At 37.6% G+C, this 19,680-nt stretch carries 14 protein-coding genes and 3 rRNA genes; all 17 read left to right on the top strand.

Annotated features, from left to right (window positions below):
* Nucleotides 1-2: 2 nt before the first annotated feature.
* The 17 genes from neuB to NSQ74_RS22800 all read left to right on the top strand — a co-directional run bounded on the left by neuB (nt 3) and on the right by NSQ74_RS22800 (nt 19,481).
* Nucleotides 3-1,073 carry an N-acetylneuraminate synthase gene (gene neuB / locus NSQ74_RS22880; protein WP_340826344.1) on the top strand — a complete coding sequence of 357 codons (1,071 nt, stop codon included), beginning with the start codon at nt 3-5 and terminating at the stop codon, nt 1,071-1,073.
* A gap of 2 nt (nt 1,074-1,075) precedes the next feature.
* The gene (locus NSQ74_RS22875; RefSeq protein ID WP_340826342.1) at nt 1,076-2,065 is read left to right on the top strand and encodes a GNAT family N-acetyltransferase; all 990 of its coding nucleotides are present in this window, start codon (nt 1,076-1,078) and stop codon (nt 2,063-2,065) included.
* 44 nt (nt 2,066-2,109) lie between these two features.
* On the top strand, nt 2,110-2,772 hold the full coding sequence (locus NSQ74_RS22870; protein WP_340826341.1) for a class I SAM-dependent methyltransferase: 663 nt from the start codon (nt 2,110-2,112) through the stop codon (nt 2,770-2,772).
* 20 nt (nt 2,773-2,792) lie between these two features.
* Nucleotides 2,793-3,839 (top strand): nucleotidyltransferase family protein, encoded by a 1,047-nt coding sequence (locus NSQ74_RS22865; RefSeq protein ID WP_340826340.1) that lies wholly within the window; start codon nt 2,793-2,795, stop codon nt 3,837-3,839.
* Entirely contained in the window at nt 3,836-4,522 is a 687-nt protein-coding gene (locus NSQ74_RS22860; protein ID WP_340826339.1) for an acylneuraminate cytidylyltransferase family protein, read from the top strand. Before NSQ74_RS22865 ends, NSQ74_RS22860 begins: the two co-directional genes overlap by 4 nt.
* Before the next feature lie 118 nt (nt 4,523-4,640).
* Complete coding sequence (locus tag NSQ74_RS22855) at nt 4,641-5,795, top strand: glycosyltransferase family protein (protein ID WP_340826543.1); 1,155 nt, start codon at nt 4,641-4,643, stop codon at nt 5,793-5,795.
* Nucleotides 5,796-5,947: 152 nt separating this feature from the next.
* Nucleotides 5,948-6,325 (top strand): flagellar protein FlaG, encoded by a 378-nt coding sequence (locus tag NSQ74_RS22850; RefSeq protein WP_340826337.1) that lies wholly within the window; start codon nt 5,948-5,950, stop codon nt 6,323-6,325.
* A gap of 26 nt (nt 6,326-6,351) precedes the next feature.
* Nucleotides 6,352-7,920: a flagellar filament capping protein FliD gene (fliD, locus tag NSQ74_RS22845; protein ID WP_340826334.1), complete on the top strand. Its 1,569-nt coding sequence runs from the start codon at nt 6,352-6,354 to the stop codon at nt 7,918-7,920.
* A gap of 14 nt (nt 7,921-7,934) precedes the next feature.
* Nucleotides 7,935-8,300 carry a flagellar protein FliT gene (locus tag NSQ74_RS22840; RefSeq protein ID WP_340826333.1) on the top strand — a complete coding sequence of 122 codons (366 nt, stop codon included), beginning with the start codon at nt 7,935-7,937 and terminating at the stop codon, nt 8,298-8,300.
* Nucleotides 8,301-8,327: 27 nt separating this feature from the next.
* Nucleotides 8,328-8,738 carry a flagellar export chaperone FliS gene (gene fliS / locus NSQ74_RS22835; RefSeq protein WP_340826331.1) on the top strand — a complete coding sequence of 137 codons (411 nt, stop codon included), beginning with the start codon at nt 8,328-8,330 and terminating at the stop codon, nt 8,736-8,738.
* Nucleotides 8,739-8,977: 239 nt separating this feature from the next.
* Nucleotides 8,978-9,361, top strand: coding sequence for a PilZ domain-containing protein (locus NSQ74_RS22830; protein ID WP_340826330.1), 384 nt, complete (start codon nt 8,978-8,980; stop codon nt 9,359-9,361).
* Between the two features lie 88 nt (nt 9,362-9,449).
* A complete protein-coding gene (gene hpf, locus NSQ74_RS22825; protein WP_340826329.1) occupies nt 9,450-10,001 on the top strand; it encodes a ribosome hibernation-promoting factor, HPF/YfiA family in 552 nt (183 codons plus the stop codon).
* A 614-nt stretch (nt 10,002-10,615) separates the two neighbouring features.
* A 16S ribosomal RNA gene (locus tag NSQ74_RS22820) occupies nt 10,616-12,167 on the top strand.
* Between the two features lie 245 nt (nt 12,168-12,412).
* Nucleotides 12,413-15,340, top strand: a 23S ribosomal RNA gene (locus tag NSQ74_RS22815).
* A 71-nt stretch (nt 15,341-15,411) separates the two neighbouring features.
* Nucleotides 15,412-15,527, top strand: a 5S ribosomal RNA gene (rrf, locus tag NSQ74_RS22810).
* Together the 16S, 23S and 5S rRNA genes form the textbook arrangement of a ribosomal RNA operon.
* Nucleotides 15,528-16,046: 519 nt before the next feature.
* Nucleotides 16,047-18,560 carry a preprotein translocase subunit SecA gene (gene secA, locus NSQ74_RS22805; RefSeq protein ID WP_340826327.1) on the top strand — a complete coding sequence of 838 codons (2,514 nt, stop codon included), beginning with the start codon at nt 16,047-16,049 and terminating at the stop codon, nt 18,558-18,560.
* 363 nt (nt 18,561-18,923) lie between these two features.
* Nucleotides 18,924-19,481 (top strand): competence protein ComK, encoded by a 558-nt coding sequence (locus tag NSQ74_RS22800; protein ID WP_340826326.1) that lies wholly within the window; start codon nt 18,924-18,926, stop codon nt 19,479-19,481.
* Nucleotides 19,482-19,680 lie beyond the last annotated feature (199 nt).

Below are 19,680 nucleotides of genomic sequence, written 5' to 3'. Positions count from 1 at the left end.
TTATGAAAACATATATTATAGCAGAGGCTGGAGTCAATCATAACGGAGATGTTAATCTAGCAAAAAAGTTAGTTGATATCGCAGTAAAAGCTGAAGCAAATGCAGTAAAGTTTCAAACTTGGATTACTGAAAATGTAATGAGTAAAACGGCTCCCAAGGCAGAATATCAGATTGTGAATACTGGTAGTCAAGAGAGCCAATTTGAAATGGAAAAGAAGTTAGAATTGACTTTTGATGAATTTATTGAATTAAAGAATTATTGTGATGAAAATAGAATTGAATTTTTATCTACACCATTTGACTTTGAAAGCGCAGATTTTTTAATTAACTCTTTGAAGTTGAGTACAATCAAAATACCATCTGGTGAGATTACTAATGCACCTTTATTACTTTATATTGCTAAGCATCATAAAAATATAATACTTTCCACAGGTATGGCTACAGTAGCAGAGATTCAACAGGCATTAGGTGTTATAGCTTTCGGATTAATAAATGATAAAACTAGTCCTTCAATAGAGGCTTTTGAAAGTGCCTATATATCTGAACAAGGACAACAATTATTAAAAGAAAGAGTAAGGCTATTACATTGTACTACCGAATACCCTGCACCAATAGATGAAATCAACTTATTAGCAATGAAATCAATGAGTAAAGTATTTGGGTTACCAGTTGGTTATTCTGATCATACAGAAGGTATTGAAATATCAATTGCTGCTGTTGCACTAGGAGCAACAATAATTGAAAAACACATTACTTATGATAAAAATGCAGAAGGACCAGATCATGCAGCTTCAATTGAGCCGCTAGAATTAAACAAAATGGTAGAAAGTATTCGAAATGTAGAAAAATCTATTGGAAATGGTATTAAGATTCCTAGTAAATCGGAATTAAAGAATAGAGAAATTGCCAGAAAAAGTTTAGTTGCTTCTGAAGCTATTAAAAGCGGAGAATATTTTAGCGATGCTAATTTGGCAATAAAAAGGCCTGGTAGTGGAATGTCTCCTTTCTATTATTGGGAATTACAGAATCAGAAGGCGACTAGAGATTTTAATATAGATGAGGAGATAAATTAAAAATGATTGTTTCAATCGAAAAAGCGATACAAGTTTTTGAGTTACTCCCTAAAGATTTGCAATCTTACTATATGAATCCTACTTATATTGCGAAAGATTCTTTAAATAATCAAAAATTAAAAGTATGCTTTTTTGTTATTCATCAAGAAAATAATATTTTTTATCATGCATTTTATTTAGGTAATGTGTTAGACACTAATTTAAGAGATATTTTAACTCCATATGGATATGGTGGACCTATTATTTTTGGCACTAAGATATTTAAAGAAAAAGCCATTAATAGTTATAAAGATTGGTGTAAAGAAAATAAAGTATTAGCAGAATTTATAAGGTTCCATCCCTTGGCAAATACAACCGAATCTTATTATGGAAATTTGTTGTTTAATAGAGAAACTGTTTATATTGATTTAGAAAATCCTGGTGACCTAATAGGTGGTTTTAGCACAAGAGTTCGTACAGCTGTAAAAAAGGCATATAAAAATAATTTAAAGGTGATTTTCTCTAAAGAACCTATTTATTTAGAGGCGTTTATAAATCTATACAATGATTTAATGTTGAATAAACAAGCAGGATCAGATTATTTTTTTAAAGCTGAATATTATAAAGAACTGTTAAAAAGTGATCATACTTTCTTATTAAGCGTAATAGATACAGACGGTGAAATAGTAGCGTCTTCAATATGCTTTATGACAGATTATATTGCCGAGTATCATTTGTCAGCTTCAACAATAAAGGGAAGAAATTTATGTGCAACAAATATAATAATTTATGAATTCGCCAAATTTGCTAAAGAAAATAATGTGAAGAACTTTTATTTAGGTGGAGGGACAGATAGTTCTACTGAGAACTCTTTACTCTTTTTTAAAAAAGGTTTTTCAGCTCTGAGTAAAGGTTTTTATATAGGAAGTTATATTCATGATCCAATAAATTATAAAGATTTAAAAACAAAAATAGGAGATTTTGATAATAAAAAAATTTTATTCTACCGTTAATTAATTTTTTTAAAGGCTAAATTCAAATTAAAAGAGGGATATATATGGCATGGGATAAAGTATGGAATGATATATTTTTAAATCAAGAATGGGGAAAATATCCTTCGGAAGATTTAATAAGATTTACTGCTAGAAACTTTTACAATAACCATAATCGAAAAGAAATAAAAATTTTAGAAGTTGGTTGTGGTGTAGGGGCTAATTTATGGTATTTATCGAGAGAAGGATTCTCTGTTTACGGTATAGATGGCTCAGAAATAGCAGTAAAAAAGGCAACTCAAAGATTAGATAACGAAATTATAGGTTGGACAGGAGAAGTTATTCAAGGCGATATACTAAATATTCCTTATGGAGATAATTTTTTTGATGCTGTAATTGATAGTGAAGCTATCTATGCTAATGATTTTGAAAATGCTAAAAAAATCTATAATGAAATTTTTAGAGTCTTAAAACCTGATGGGAAATTATTCACAAAACATTTTGCTAATGGTTGTTGGGGAGATCAAACCGGAGAAAAAGTAGGATATAATGCATGGATAGTAGATGATGGTCCTATGTTGGGAAAAGGTTTATCTAGATTTGCAACAGAGGAAGATATGAAATTACTGTTAGATAAATTTCAAATACTAGAGTTTGAAATAATTAGTAGAAGTTGCGAAAATCAAAAACATTTAATAAAAGAATGGATCGTAATTGCACAAAAATGAGTTAAGCTGGTGGTGTTAGATTGGGAAATTGGAAAAATATTGTTGTATATGCTGAACAAACATTACTTGAAACTATGAAAATAATAGATGATTCATCTTTACAATTTGCTGTAGTTGTTAATAAAGAGAATCAATTACTAGGGACTGTAACCGATGGTGACATTCGTCGAAGCATATTACGGGGAGAAGAATTAAATACTTGTATTTATAATGTAATGAATAAAATGCCGGTATTTGCTTATGAGTATAATACAAGGAACGAATGCTTAGATATATTAAAAAAATATAATCTTAAACAGCTACCTATTATTAACAAAGAAAAGCAACTTGTGAATGTAATTTTTAAAGAAATTAGAAACCTCCAAGAGGAAAATAATAGCGTAATTTTAATGGTTGGAGGTTTAGGTGCTAGATTACGTCCCTTAACAGATAAAATTCCTAAACCTATGCTCAAAGTTGGTGATAAGCCGATACTCGAAATTATCATTGAAGGTTTTAAACAATATGGTTATACAAATTTTATTTTATCAGTAAACTACAAGAAAGAAATGATTCAAAATTACTTTCAAAGCGGAGAAGCATTTGGGGTAAATATTACTTATATAGAAGAAACAAAAAGAATGGGCACTGCAGGGGCTCTTTCAATGTTACCAGAGAGACCTACAAAACCTGTATTTGTAATGAATGGAGACCTTTTAACACAGGTTAACTTTCACCAGTTAATGCAATTTCATAAAGAACAACAAGCAGTAGCAACAATGTGTGTACGCGAATACGAATATCAAATCCCTTATGGTGTTATTAAAACAGAGGGAGCAAATTTAGTTTCCATACATGAGAAGCCTATACATAAAAATTTTGTAAATGCAGGTATCTATGTTTTAAATCCTGAAGCATTTGATTATATTCCTAAAGATGTCTATTTTGATATGCCTACTTTATTTGAAACAATTATTGCAGATAATAAAGCAGCAACTATTTTTCCTATTCGGGAATATTGGTTAGATATAGGTAGACTAGATGATTTTGAAAAAGCTAATTTAGATTACGGGGAGCGTAATGTATGAAACAGAGCATCTTAGCAATTATTCCGGCCAGAGGAGGCTCGAAAGGAGTACCACGAAAAAATATAAAAAATTTAGCAGGAAAACCTTTAATCGCTTGGACTATAGAAGAAGCAAAAAAATCAAAGTTTATTACACGCTTAATTTTATCTACTGAGGACGAAGAGATTATAAAAGTGGCAAAGCAGTTTGACTGTGAGGTGCCATTTACTCGACCAATGGATTTAGCCCAGGATGGAACACCAGGTATTGATCCAGTTCTACATGCCATTGAACAATGTCCTGGTTATGACTATGTGGTACTTCTTCAGCCTACTTCGCCATTAAGAACTGTAGAGGATATTGATGGTTGTATCGAAATGGCTATTAAACATCATGCTAATTATTGTGTTAGTGTAACAGAACCGGAATATTCACCATTTTGGACGTATACTATTGAAAATGGATATTTAAATCCACTGATTAAGCAAGATAAAATAACTCCAATTCGTCAAGATTTACCAAAAACATTTAAACTAAATGGCGCTGTTTATGTTGCTAAAGTAAGTGCTATATTACAAGAAAAGTCTTTTATTAATAGCGATACAAAAGCATTTATTATGCCAACAAATAGATCAATGGATATTGATACAGAGTTGGATTTTGAAATATGCGAAAGTATATTAAAAAAGAGAAGGGAAAGTTAGTGGAGAGATAAAACCTAAAGAAAACTTCCTTAAAAACTATAAGGAAATATAAAAAGTAACCATTTATATTAGCTGAAACTGATATTATATTATTATCGAGGTGATTCATTTGAAAAAAGTGATACTAATAAAAGGGCAATCTAATTACAATGTTCTTAGGTATTGGATTGATGCACTTGCAGTTGGGTTTGAAAAAATAGGTGTAGAAGCGATTGTTTTAGATGTGAATAACTCGATTAATCAACAACTTATTACAACATTGCAAATGGATGTCGATGCGATTATATCATTTAATGGTTTATTAATTGAACAAAAAGAAGTTCTCGAAAAGGTTATTCGAGCTCCATATATCTATTTACTTATTGACCATCCAATTGACCACTTAGCACGTATTCAAAACTTGCGTGAAGGAGATATATTAACTTTGATGGATCGTAATGATGTGAATAATTTAGAAATATTCGGTCTTATTGTTAATAATCTATATATGCTTCCGCACGCGGCAATCGAATTATCTATTGAACCATGTGAGAAGTCAATAGATATTTTAGTGAGTGGTTCTTATTCAGATATGTCAAATTATAAAGAGTATATTAATGGACAAACACCAGCAATAAGAGCAATTTGTGAAGAGGTTATAGAAAATTGTTTAGCTGATACAAGAAAATATTATATAGAAGAGTTTATAGAAGCTTTTAAAAAGCGTGGTATTTCGATTGAATTACGATTATATGAATCGCCTGAATTTATTAAGATGGTTTATGATATTGGTCGTTATGTTTATTCTAACAATCGTTTAAAAGTAATTACGGCTTTAGCGGATGCAGGTATTAAAGTGGATATATACGGAAGTAATTGGGATTGTTCTCCTGTGGCTAGTTATCCAAATGTCCATATCCATGAATCGGTAAGTTATTGGAAGACACAAGAATTAATGAGAAAGTCAAAAATAGTGATGAACTTTCAAGCATTACTCCGTGATGGTACCCATGAAAGGGTTTTCGCCGGAATGGCAGCACGTTCTGTGGTAGTAACAAATGAAACACCTTACTTAAGAGAAATATTTAATGAAGGTGAAGAATTAATTTTCTATAACTTTAATGATATAAATGAAATGGTGAAGAACGTACAAGGTATTTTAAAAAATGATGGACAACGTGGAAAAATATCAGAGTCAGCATGGCAAGCCGTAAAAGGAATGCATACATTTGAAGAAAGAGCAAAAGCAATTGTCGATATTTTTCATGATGTGTATCCAAAGACATTAAAATAAAAGCAAATCAACTTTTAATTTGAGCAAGTTTATATGGGGAAATATGACTTCTATTTTTCTATTTATTTTTACATAATCTTTTTTAGTGAAAGAATGCCAAATGCTTCCGATAATAAACTTAAGTTATTTATTTGTTTAGGAGGTTAGTGAAAATGCGAATTGCCACACAAAGTCAATCAATAGAATCAGGTAATCCATCGGGCTCTGTACAGACAATCCAGAAAAACTCTAACGAAGTAACAACTAATTCAGTTATGTTACCAATAAATGAGAAAATAGAAGTGAAAACCGAAGAACAGTCAGTATCAAAGGAAAAATTACAGCAGGCAGTAGACTCAGTAAATGAATTTTTACAATTAAACCATAGTGCATCTAAGTTTGTGTTTCATGAAGGATTAGATCGTTATTTTGTACAGGTTGTTGATACTGAAACAGAAGAAGTTGTAAAAGAAATTCCACCGAAAAAACTTTTAGATGCATTTTATGAGATGCAAAAGCTAGTAGGTATGATTGTAGACGAAAAAATATAAAATTGTAATTATTGGAGGTAAATATTATGGCAACTACAAATGCAGCATCGTTTTCATATTTATCAAGTTCTAGTAACCGACTTACAGGATTAGCTTCTGGTATGGATATCGACTCTATTGTTGAAAAGTTGATGAAAGCTGAAAGTGCAAAAATGGAGAAGCTTCAGCAACAAAAGCAAAAATATGAGTGGCAACGTGATTCTTATAGAAGTATTAACACTAAATTAGAGGCTTTTAGAACAGAGGCATATGATAAATATAAACCAAGTTCATTTTTAACAAAGTCTGCAACAGTTTCTGATTCAAGTAAGTTATCAGTAACAGCGAGCGCTTCAGCTTCAGGATCTTTAACAATAACAGATGCTACGCTAGCAAATTCTGCTATTAAAATTTCTAATACAATTAATATCCCGAATACAGCTGATGCGATAACAGGATCTACAAAGTTAAAAGACTTAAATATTACAAATCCTGATGGTGAAGTAAAGGTTAAAGTGATTCAAAAAGATGGTACTTTAAAGGAAACTTCAATAAAGTTTAATGTTGAAACAGATACAGTTGAAGACTTTGTGAAAAAAGTTAACTCTTCAGGAGCTGGGCTAACTGCGATTTTCTCAGGCGGTAAGATGTCTTTAACAGCAAATGCAACAGGAAATAAAGATGGCTTATCCATGGAAGTAGTAACTGATGGAACAAATCCTCCTTCTTCAGATGTTTTTGAAAAGTTAGGCCTAGCAGATAATACAGGATCATTTGGTAATGCGGCAGTTGGTCAAAATGCTAAATATACTGTAAATGGTATTGAGAAAACAAGCTCATCGAATACATTTTCTGAATCGGGTTATACAATTACATTAAATAAAACTTTTACACAAGCTGATGGATCGGTATCGATTTCTTCGACTACTGATAAAAATGCAATTGCGGATAAGGTCAAATCTTTTGTTGAACTTTATAATGGGCTAATTGAAAGCTTGAATTCTCCTATTAAAGAGAAGAAGAATTATAGCTATCCTCCTTTAACAGATGCTCAGAAGGCAGAAATGTCAGAAGATGAGATTAAGAAATGGGAAGAGAAGGCTAAATTGGGTACTTTAAGAAATGATGCTGCAATTAGCGCAGTTGTATCAAATATGCGAACAGCTATTTACTCAATTGGTACTAATAAAGATGGAAAGTACAATACGTTATATAACATTGGCATAACTACTTCAGATAAGTACACAGATGGTGGCAAATTAGTAATTGATGAAAAAAAACTTCTGCAAGCAATTGAAGAAAACCCAGATGCAATAGCAGATTTATTTACACGATCAGCAGAAGAAAATGGTACAGGAGATAAGGGTGGACTTATAACTCAACTGCGCGGTATAGCGAAAACGGGAATTGATTCAATTGCTGCTAAGGCAGGAAAAGAAGGTGCGGTTGAAAATTCATTCACTTTAGGTAAGAATTTAATTTCAATTGAAACAAAAATTAGTGATTGGCAAAAAAAATTAAAATCAATTGAAGAGCGCTATTTCAAACAATTTTCTGCAATGGAGCAAGCTATTCAAAAAGCGAACTCGCAATCTAGTTTATTTGCACAAGGATAACTTTGGTGAGATAAATGGATGATAAATTATTAACTAATTATTTGCAGATTTCTGCTCAACTATATAAATATTTGACACAGATCCCAACAGGTGAAGAACGTACAGATTATACTAACAAAATAAATGATTATTTAGATGACCGCGGAAAACTAGTAGAGCAAATAAAACAGTGTAACTTCAAGTATGATGCAACTAATAAAACACACCAAACATTATTCGAACTGGATAAAGGTATTCAGGAAAGATTATCTATAGTGATGGATGCTGTTAAAGAAGACATTAAGGATTTAAATAATTCTAAAAAGCATGAACAACAATATATAGATCCATATGAAAGTTTAAGAACTTTAGAAGGTCGTTATTACGACGGAAAAAAATAGCAGTTATTTATATAAAGGAGTGTCTCCATGGCAACGCAAAATGCAGCTTATAACGCCTACAAACAAAATAGTGTGACAACGGCTTCACCAGGAGAGCTTACGTTGATGTTATATAATGGCTGTTTAAAGTTTTTAACTAAAGCTAAATCAGCTATCAACGATAGAAACATTGAACAGCGAAATTACAATATTCAACGCTCACAAGCAATTATTTCAGAATTGATGTCTACATTAAACATGGATATTGAGATTTCAAAACAAATGATGAAATTATATGAATATATACAACATCGTTTAGTAGAAGCAAATATCCAAAATGATGTTAGCATCATCGAAGAAGTTGAAGGCTTAGTGACAGAGTTTCGGGATACTTGGAAAGAAGTTATTCGCATTAATCGACAACAACAGTTCGGTAATGGGAATAACGGACATGTTTAATAAAAAATTAGAGACCATCGCTTGATGATGGTCTCTTTTGTTTATTAGACAAATTATGCAAATGAAAAAACGATAAAGTTATTAAGATTATACAAAAATCGACAAGAGGAACTTTACATATAGTCATAAATTAGGTGATTTAACGGTAAAATATGTTACTAATTCCCTCTGGATGAAAATCATGTATTCGTGTCATAATCAAGCTAACTAAATGTTTGAAAAGTATTGGGGTGGGGAAAATGATATTTAAGCGTCAAGAAGGCTTTCGTTTTAAATTTGACGAGCCGGTTAATATGACCTTTGCTATATATGAGAATGGTAAAGTGAATCATGCGCAAACGGCAATGGCTGATTTATTGGATATTAGTCCGAGGGGATTAAAGATGTTTACTGAGGTTGATTTAGGTGTACGTCCTTCTCCTCTTGATTTGCGCTTTGTTCTAGATACAAGAGAAATCCGAGTATATGGCGAGGTAATTTGGAGCCGTCCTCATGGTAATGGGAAACAATACGGCGTATTTTTCAATAATCAAGGCGCTATTGAGGATTTGATTGTTGACGAGCTGAAATTACGTCGTAAAAAAGAAATGGCTGAAGCAAAACAGAAAAAAATAAATTCATAAAATTTTATTGAAAAAAGAATTATTTTAGAGGAATTTCACACACTTGTGTAGAAATAAGAAGTATAGCAGTCATAAAGGAGGAGTTTACATGTTAAACTTTAACATTCGTGGTGAAAATATTGAGGTAACGCCAGCTATTCGAGAGTATGTAGAAACTAAAATCGAAAAAGTTGAACGTTATTTTAACGAAGATGTTAACGCCAATGCTAACGTAAATTTAAAGGTTTATAATGACAAGCAAACAAAAGTGGAAGTTACGATTCCAATGAAGAACTTAACACTTCGTGCAGAAGAACGTCATAATGATATGTATGCTGCTATCGACTTAATTGTTGATAAATTAGAGCGACAAATTCGCAAGCATAAAACAAAAGTAAACCGTAAATTCCGTGAGCGTGAAGGTGCAGGACTTTATTTTGCTATAACGCAAGCTGCAGCTGATACTGTAACAGAGGAAGACGAATATTCCATTGTACGTACTAAACAGTTTGATTTAAAACCGATGGATCATGAAGAAGCTGTTTTACAGATGAACATGTTAGGCCATGATTTCTACATTTTCACTGATGCTGAATCAAACGGCACAAACATTGTTTACAAACGTAAAGATGGCAAGTACGGCTTAATTGAAACAACTTAAATAAATGATTAAGAACCCTCAATTATGAGGGTTCTTTTTTATCCCATTTAAAGGATGGTATATTGTACTTTTAAAATGTAGAACTAATGTGTTGAGGCTAAGTAGGATAATGGAGCTTTACATAATATCCGGAGTCTAGATGAAATGCATTTCAATCTAAATGAGTGCGGTGTTTTTCCTTTCCTTAATCTAAAGGTATAATAAAGAACTTCTCATACTTATAGTATAAAAATAAAAAAACAATTTTTTATTAGTTTTTGTTGACTAATCTATAATTAACATGATATTATTTAATCCTGTCGTCAAACACCAATAGTATTAATGAAATATTAATCAAATATAATGTTGACAGATGAAATGTTATCGTGGTATATTGTAAATCCTGTCACTTCGACAGCGAAAATAACTTTTAAAAAAGTTATTGACAAACACAATGATATTTTGATATAATAATTTTATTGCTGCTGAAACGCAGTGCAACATGAACCTTGAAAACTGAACAAGCAAAACGTAATCAATATAGTTTTTACTAGCTAACTACGTTTAGTGAACGAAACAAAATTTTGGACATCAAAATTGATGCCAGCAAAACAATTTGAGCTAATCAAATTTCTTTTATGGAGAGTTTGATCCTGGCTCAGGACGAACGCTGGCGGCGTGCCTAATACATGCAAGTCGAGCGAACAGATAAGGAGCTTGCTCCTTTGACGTTAGCGGCGGACGGGTGAGTAACACGTGGGCAACCTACCCTATAGTTTGGGATAACTCCGGGAAACCGGGGCTAATACCGAATAACTTGTTGTCTCTCATGAGACAATTCTAAAAGACGGTTTCGGCTGTCGCTATAGGATGGGCCCGCGGCGCATTAGCTAGTTGGTGAGGTAACGGCTCACCAAGGCGACGATGCGTAGCCGACCTGAGAGGGTGATCGGCCACACTGGGACTGAGACACGGCCCAGACTCCTACGGGAGGCAGCAGTAGGGAATCTTCCACAATGGGCGAAAGCCTGATGGAGCAACGCCGCGTGAGTGAAGAAGGATTTCGGTTCGTAAAACTCTGTTGTAAGGGAAGAACAAGTACAGTAGTAACTGGCTGTACCTTGACGGTACCTTATTAGAAAGCCACGGCTAACTACGTGCCAGCAGCCGCGGTAATACGTAGGTGGCAAGCGTTGTCCGGAATTATTGGGCGTAAAGCGCGCGCAGGTGGTTTCTTAAGTCTGATGTGAAAGCCCACGGCTCAACCGTGGAGGGTCATTGGAAACTGGGAGACTTGAGTGCAGAAGAGGATAGTGGAATTCCAAGTGTAGCGGTGAAATGCGTAGAGATTTGGAGGAACACCAGTGGCGAAGGCGACTATCTGGTCTGTAACTGACACTGAGGCGCGAAAGCGTGGGGAGCAAACAGGATTAGATACCCTGGTAGTCCACGCCGTAAACGATGAGTGCTAAGTGTTAGGGGGTTTCCGCCCCTTAGTGCTGCAGCTAACGCATTAAGCACTCCGCCTGGGGAGTACGGTCGCAAGACTGAAACTCAAAGGAATTGACGGGGGCCCGCACAAGCGGTGGAGCATGTGGTTTAATTCGAAGCAACGCGAAGAACCTTACCAGGTCTTGACATCCCATTGACCACTGTAGAGATACAGTTTTCCCTTCGGGGACAACGGTGACAGGTGGTGCATGGTTGTCGTCAGCTCGTGTCGTGAGATGTTGGGTTAAGTCCCGCAACGAGCGCAACCCTTGATCTTAGTTGCCATCATTTAGTTGGGCACTCTAAGGTGACTGCCGGTGACAAACCGGAGGAAGGTGGGGATGACGTCAAATCATCATGCCCCTTATGACCTGGGCTACACACGTGCTACAATGGACGATACAAACGGTTGCCAACTCGCGAGAGGGAGCTAATCCGATAAAGTCGTTCTCAGTTCGGATTGTAGGCTGCAACTCGCCTACATGAAGCCGGAATCGCTAGTAATCGCGGATCAGCATGCCGCGGTGAATACGTTCCCGGGCCTTGTACACACCGCCCGTCACACCACGAGAGTTTGTAACACCCGAAGTCGGTGAGGTAACCTTTTGGAGCCAGCCGCCGAAGGTGGGATAGATGATTGGGGTGAAGTCGTAACAAGGTAGCCGTATCGGAAGGTGCGGCTGGATCACCTCCTTTCTAAGGATATTTTCGGAATACAAACCTTGGGTTTGTAAGATTACGTTTTGCGTTCAGTTTTGAAGGTTCATCATTACGATGAAATACTTCAATATATACTTGCTCCTGTCGCTACGCTTTCGTCGCAAAGCTGCGAAGAAGTAGAAACAGGTAGTAGCTTTGTTCTTTGAAAACTAGATAAAACGACATTGAAATTGTAACAAACACATTTATTTTTAAATTAAGTTTTTTAGGCTTAATAACTAGGTTAAGTTATTAAGGGCGCACGGCGAATGCCTTGGCACTAGGAGCCGAAGAAGGACGGCACTAACACCGATATGCTTCGGGGAGCTGTAAGTGAGCTTTGATCCGGAGATTTCCGAATGGGGGAACCCACTACGTTTAATCGCGTAGTATCTTGACGTGAATACATAGCGTCTTGAAGGCAGACCCAGGGAACTGAAACATCTAAGTACCTGGAGGAAGAGAAAGAAAAATCGATTCCCTGAGTAGCGGCGAGCGAAACGGGAAGAGCCCAAACCAAGAGGCTTGCCTCTTGGGGTTGTAGGACACTCTATACGGAGTTACAAAGGAATGAGTTAGATGAAGCGACTTGGAAAGGTCCGCCAGAGCAGGTAAAAGCCCTGTAGTCGAAAGTTTATTCCCTCCAGAGTGGATCCTGAGTACGGCGGAACACGTGAAATTCCGTCGGAATCCGGGAGGACCATCTCCCAAGGCTAAATACTACCTAGTGACCGATAGTGAACCAGTACCGTGAGGGAAAGGTGAAAAGCACCCCGGAAGGGGAGTGAAAGAGATCCTGAAACCGTGTGCCTACAAGTAGTTAGAGCCCGTTAATGGGTGATAGCGTGCCTTTTGTAGAATGAACCGGCGAGTTACGATTACGTGCGAGGTTAAGCTTTATAAGGCGGAGCCGCAGCGAAAGCGAGTCTGAATAGGGCGAATTAGTACGTGGTCGTAGACCCGAAACCAGGTGATCTACCCATGTCCAGGGTGAAGGTGAGGTAACACTTACTGGAGGCCCGAACCCACGCACGTTGAAAAGTGCGGGGATGAGGTGTGGGTAGCGGAGAAATTCCAATCGAACTTGGAGATAGCTGGTTCTCTCCGAAATAGCTTTAGGGCTAGCCTCGTGATGAGAATACTGGAGGTAGAGCACTGTTTGGACTAGGGGGCCATCCCGGTTTACCGAATTCAGACAAACTCCGAATGCCAGATATTTATACACGGGAGTCAGACTGCGAGTGATAAGATCCGTAGTCAAAAGGGAAACAGCCCAGACCACCAGCTAAGGTCCCAAAGTAATCGTTAAGTGGAAAAGGATGTGGCGTTGCACAGACAACCAGGATGTTGGCTTAGAAGCAGCCATCATTTAAAGAGTGCGTAATAGCTCACTGGTCGAGTGACGCTGCGCCGAAAATGTATCGGGGCTAAACGATTCACCGAAGCTGTGGATTGACATCTACGATGTCAGTGGTAGGAGAGCGTTCTAAGTGCGTTGAAGTCAGACCGGAAGGACTGGTGGAGCGCTTAGAAGTGAGAATGCCGGTATGAGTAGCGAAAGACGGGTGAGAATCCCGTCCACCGTATGACTAAGGTTTCCTGAGGAAGGCTCGTCCGCTCAGGGTTAGTCGGGACCTAAGCCGAGGCCGATAGGCGTAGGCGATGGACAACAGGTTGATATTCCTGTACCACCTCCTCACCGTTTGAGAAATGGGGGGACGCAGTAGGATAGGGTAAGCGCGCCGTTGGTTGTGCGCGTCCAAGCAGTAAGGCGTGTGTGTAGGCAAATCCGCACACTGTAACGTTGAGCTGTGATGGCGAGTCCGTATGGACGAAGTTCCTGATTTCACACTGCCAAGAAAAGCCTCTATCGAGGTGAGAGGTGCCCGTACCGCAAACCGACACAGGTAGTCGAGGAGAGAATCCTAAGGTGTGCGAGAGAACTCTCGTTAAGGAACTCGGCAAAATGACCCCGTAACTTCGGGAGAAGGGGTGCTCTTGAGCGTGCAAGCGCACGAGAGCCGCAGTGAATAGGCCCAGGCGACTGTTTAGCAAAAACACAGGTCTCTGCAAAACCGTAAGGTGACGTATAGGGGCTGACGCCTGCCCGGTGCTGGAAGGTTAAGAGGAGTGGTTAGCGCAAGCGAAGCTGCGAATTGAAGCCCCAGTAAACGGCGGCCGTAACTATAACGGTCCTAAGGTAGCGAAATTCCTTGTCGGGTAAGTTCCGACCCGCACGAAAGGCGTAACGATCTGGGCACTGTCTCAACGAGAGACTCGGTGAAATTATAGTACCTGTGAAGATGCAGGTTACCCGCGACAGGACGGAAAGACCCCGTGGAGCTTTACTGTAGCCTGATATTGAATTTTGGTACAACTTGTACAGGATAGGTAGGAGCCAGAGATCTCGGAGCGCCAGCTTCGAAGGAGGCGTCGGTGGGATACTACCCTGGTTGTATTGAAATTCTAACCCATGCCCCTTAGCGGGGCAGGAGACAGTGTCAGGCGGACAGTTTGACTGGGGCGGTCGCCTCCTAAAAGGTAACGGAGGCGCCCAAAGGTTCCCTCAGAATGGTTGGAAATCATTCGTAGAGTGTAAAGGCACAAGGGAGCTTGACTGCGAGACCTACAAGTCGAGCAGGGTCGAAAGACGGGCTTAGTGATCCGGTGGTTCCGCATGGAAGGGCCATCGCTCAACGGATAAAAGCTACCCCGGGGATAACAGGCTTATCTCCCCCAAGAGTCCACATCGACGGGGAGGTTTGGCACCTCGATGTCGGCTCATCGCATCCTGGGGCTGTAGTCGGTCCCAAGGGTTGGGCTGTTCGCCCATTAAAGCGGTACGCGAGCTGGGTTCAGAACGTCGTGAGACAGTTCGGTCCCTATCCGTCGTGGGCGTAGGAAATTTGAGAGGAGCTGTCCTTAGTACGAGAGGACCGGGATGGACACACCGCTGGTGTACCAGTTGTCTTGCCAAAGGCATCGCTGGGTAGCTATGTGTGGACGGGATAAGTGCTGAAAGCATCTAAGCATGAAGCCCCCCTCAAGATGAGATTTCCCATTACGCAAGTAAGTAAGATCCCTCAAAGACGATGAGGTAGATAGGTTCGAGGTGGAAGTGTGGTGACACATGGAGCTGACGAATACTAATCGATCGAGGACTTAACCAAAAAAGTTTGAAACATTCAATGAACCGTTTATCCAGTTTTGAAAGAACAAAATCTTTCAACAAAATATAAGGTCTAGTGATGATGGCAAAGAGGTCACACCCGTTCCCATACCGAACACGGAAGTTAAGCTCTTTAGCGCCGATGGTAGTTGGGGGCTTCCCCCTGTGAGAGTAGGACGTCGCTAGGCACTAATAGTAAGCCGAGGATTTAATCCTCGGCTTTTTTTAATTTCTTAAACAGCAGGATTGCTAGTATTCCATGTTATTAATAGCGTAAGGGTTCCTAATGAGGATAATTTTGAATGGATTAGGTAATCGTTTTGAACCTCCGTGAGATAGATTGATAAAAGTTATAGAATTCATCAAGAGTATTAAAAATCTGTAGCACCAATATTTATCCTGTTTAACTGTCACGTAATTCTCTTTAATCTTGACATGGATGGGGACATGCTGATTTTTGCTTCGGGGTCTGGAACATAATTAATCTTTAGAGTTTATCATTGGAAAATGTTCATTAATAGAAACAACTAAATTATTTTCCTTATTCTTTCGTAATATCCTTGTCTTACGCATAAAAGGGAGAAAATGGTCGCAAAATGAACTTATTTTGCGATGTTTCGTTCCTTACTATAGGACACTGTTTGCATGAAACTGTTACACAATGGTAAAATGGAATTTGAGACTCGTATAGGAAGTGAAAAATATTCATGGCAAACCTATTAAATAAATTATTTGATTTCAATAAACGTGAGTTAAAAAAATTAGAAAAAATCGCTGACCAAGTTGAGGGATTAGCTTCTCAAATGGAACAGCTTTCAGATGAGCAACTACAAGCGAAGACAGAGGAATTTAAAAAACGTTATGCAGATGGCGAAAAATTAGATTCTATTCGTGCTGAAGCTTTTGCAGTTAGTCGTGAGGCATCGAAACGTGTATTAGGAATGTATCCTTTCCGCGTGCAAATTATGGGTGCGGCTTCACTTGATGAAGGTAATATTTCAGAGATGAAAACCGGTGAAGGTAAAACGTTAACAGCTACGATGGCAGTTTATTTAAATGCTATTACTGGTAAAGGCGTACACGTTGTAACGGTCAATGAATATTTGGCAAGTCGTGACGCTGCTGAGATGGGAGAGCTGTATAATTTCTTAGGCCTTTCAGTTGGTTTAAACTTAAACAGCTTATCAAAAGAAGAAAAGCGCGCGGCATATGATGCGGATATTACGTATAGTACAAACAATGAATTAGGGTTTGACTATTTACGTGACAATATGGTGCTTTATAAAGAAGAGCGTGTTCAACGTCCGCTTCACTACGCTGTAATCGATGAGGTTGACTCGATTTTAATTGATGAGGCACGTACACCATTAATTATTTCGGGTCAAGCTGGGAAATCTGCGCAGTTGTACAAGCAGTCTAATGCTTTTGTACGCATGTTAAGTGCTGATACAGATTACACATATGAAGAATCAACAAAAGGCGTTACATTAACGGATGCAGGTGTAGAAAAGGCCGAAAAAGCTTTCGGTATCGACAATTTGTTTGATTTAACACATGTACGTTTAAATCATGCCATTAACCAGTCGTTAAAGGCACATGTGAGTATGCATAATGATGTTGATTATGTTGTCCAAGAAGGCGAAATTGTTATCGTTGACGGCTTTACTGGTCGTTTAATGAAGGGACGCCGTTATTCTGATGGTCTCCATCAAGCAATTGAAGCTAAAGAGGGCGTTGAGATTCAAAACGAATCAATGACGATGGCAACAATTACGTTCCAAAACTATTTCCGTATGTACCAAAAGCTTGCGGGTATGACAGGTACAGCGAAAACAGAAGAAGAAGAGTTCCGTAATATTTACAACATGAGTGTTATTGCGATTCCAACGAATAAGCCAATTGCACGTGATGACCGCCCAGATTTAATTTTTGCTTCTATGGAAGGAAAATATAAAGCAGTAGCGGCTGATATTGCTGAGCGTCATAAGGCTGGTCAACCAGTACTTGTTGGTACAGTTGCAATTGAAACATCTGAAATTATTTCACAATTACTTGATAAACATAAAATTCCTCATAATGTACTGAATGCGAAAAACCATGAGCGTGAAGCAGAAATTATCGCGAATGCAGGTTCAAAAGGTGCCGTTACGATTGCAACAAATATGGCTGGTCGTGGTACCGATATTAAACCTGGTGAAGGTGTATTAGAAATTGGTGGTTTAGCGGTAATTGGTACGGAGCGTCATGAATCACGTCGTATCGATAATCAGCTACGTGGTCGTTCAGGACGTCAAGGGAATCCAGGGGTTACGCAATTCTACCTGTCACTTGAAGATGAATTAATGCGTCGATTTGGCTCTGACAATATGAAGTCTATGATGATGCGTCTTGGAATGGATGACTCTCAACCATTACAATCGAAAGTTGTATCAAGAGCGGTAGAATCAGCGCAAAAACGTGTTGAAGGGAATAACTTCGATGCACGTAAACGTTTATTACAATATGATGATGTTTTACGTCAGCAACGTGAGATTATTTACAAAGAGCGTTATGACGTTTTAGAAACGGAAAATATGCGTGAGCTTGTAGAGTCGATGATTCAGGAAACAATCGATAATATTGTCGGACTATACACACAAGATGACCAGCCGAAAGATTGGAACTTAAAAGCGATTGAGGACTTTGTCGCAGCTAACCTATTAGAAGAGGGCACATTAAAAGTGGCGGACTTCCAAGGTAAATCTGCCGAAGAAATTAATGCGACTATTTCCGACGCTGTACACCAACGCTATGATGAAAAAGAAGAAGAGCTTACACCAGAGCGTATGCGTGAGTTTGAGAAGGTTATTTTATTACGTTCAATTGATACGAAGTGGATTGATCATATTGACGCAATGGATCAATTACGACAAGGGATCCATTTACGTGCGTATGGTCAAAATGATCCTCTACGTGAATATCAACAAGAAGGTTTTGCGATGTTTGAGGATATGGTCGCTTCAATTCGTGAGGATGTAGCGAAATATGCGATGAAAGCAGAAATTCGCAGTAACTTAGAACGTGAAGAGGTTGCAAAAGGTCAGGCTGTGAATCCGAAAGAAGATGGTTCTCCTGCACCGAAAAAACAACCTGTTCGTAAAGCTGAAAATATTGGACGTAATGATTTATGTCCATGCGGTAGTGGAAAGAAATTTAAAAACTGTCACGGTGCAGGTCAATAAAATAGGGAAAAGATCAATTCAACGAGAAGTTGAGTTGGTCTTTTTTTGCTTAGAAAGAAACGGGCTCTAAAATCTGAATTAATAGACAATAGATAATTGAAAGTATACAATAATTGTAACAATAGGTATTTAGTTCAATGAAAGTAATGAGTATAGCAGATTATTTAAATAAATAGTAAGACACTTTCATATGAATTTACTTTCTTTGACAAAAGGGGAGGTGAATTTATGCGTTAGTCGGACTAAATTCTCGAGTAATGTAGTTTTAGCAGACGTGCTCGAGGAAGTACATAAGTATACCCATAAACATGTACATTCCTTTTTAATTCACATGATAAATATGATTTAAAGGAGGAGTAATCATTGCATTATAATTGTGAAGACATTATGAGTAGTGAAACAATGTTGTATATGCCTGAGTATGATGCCTTTGGAAATTTATGTACAAGAGTAATTGAAAGGGACTATCAATATATTTCAAAATTATCTCCTACGAGACTAATGGATTTTAATCTCCGCTATTTTGGTTCGAGCTTACGAGGAGCCTTTGATGGATCAAAGATGATTTTAGGTAAGCTCAATAAAAATCCCATAGTTGTCCATGAACGGTTTAATATTTTGTGGTTTCCAAGTAAGTCACCGTTACATCCAGAATGTATTTGGTTTGCTGTCCATCATATAGACGACTATATTGCTGTTAGTAAAAAGCAAACGAAGGTTGTGTTTATGAACGGTCAAGAAATTATTGTGGATGTTAGTCCGAAAGCTTTTGAATATCGTATTCAGAGGGCTTTTTTATTAAAATACAAGCTTGAAAAACGTACAAAACATTTACTAGTGCAGTTTGATCGAGTCAAAGTATTTCAACGAATGGCGATTCGTTCTAAGGTAGAGGATGAAACGAAAAAGGATGAATGCTAGTGAAAGTTATTTCTGTACAGATGTAACGGAATATCCATTGAGTGCTTTTAAGAATTTTATTTTCTTTAAAATACAATTAATAAATACAGAGGGGTGTAGTCTTTGATGATTTATTATGAAACGATTTGTATTTGCTGTAAAAGACAATTTAAGCTTTTAGAAGGAACTAGGAAATATCAGCTTTATAAAGTGAATCGGA

Source organism: Lysinibacillus sp. FSL W8-0992 (assembly GCF_038008685.1).
Classification (GTDB): Bacteria; Bacillota; Bacilli; order Bacillales_A; family Planococcaceae; genus Lysinibacillus.
Note: the sequence above shows the minus strand (reverse complement) of the source record. Positions and strands in the feature narration are given on the sequence as shown.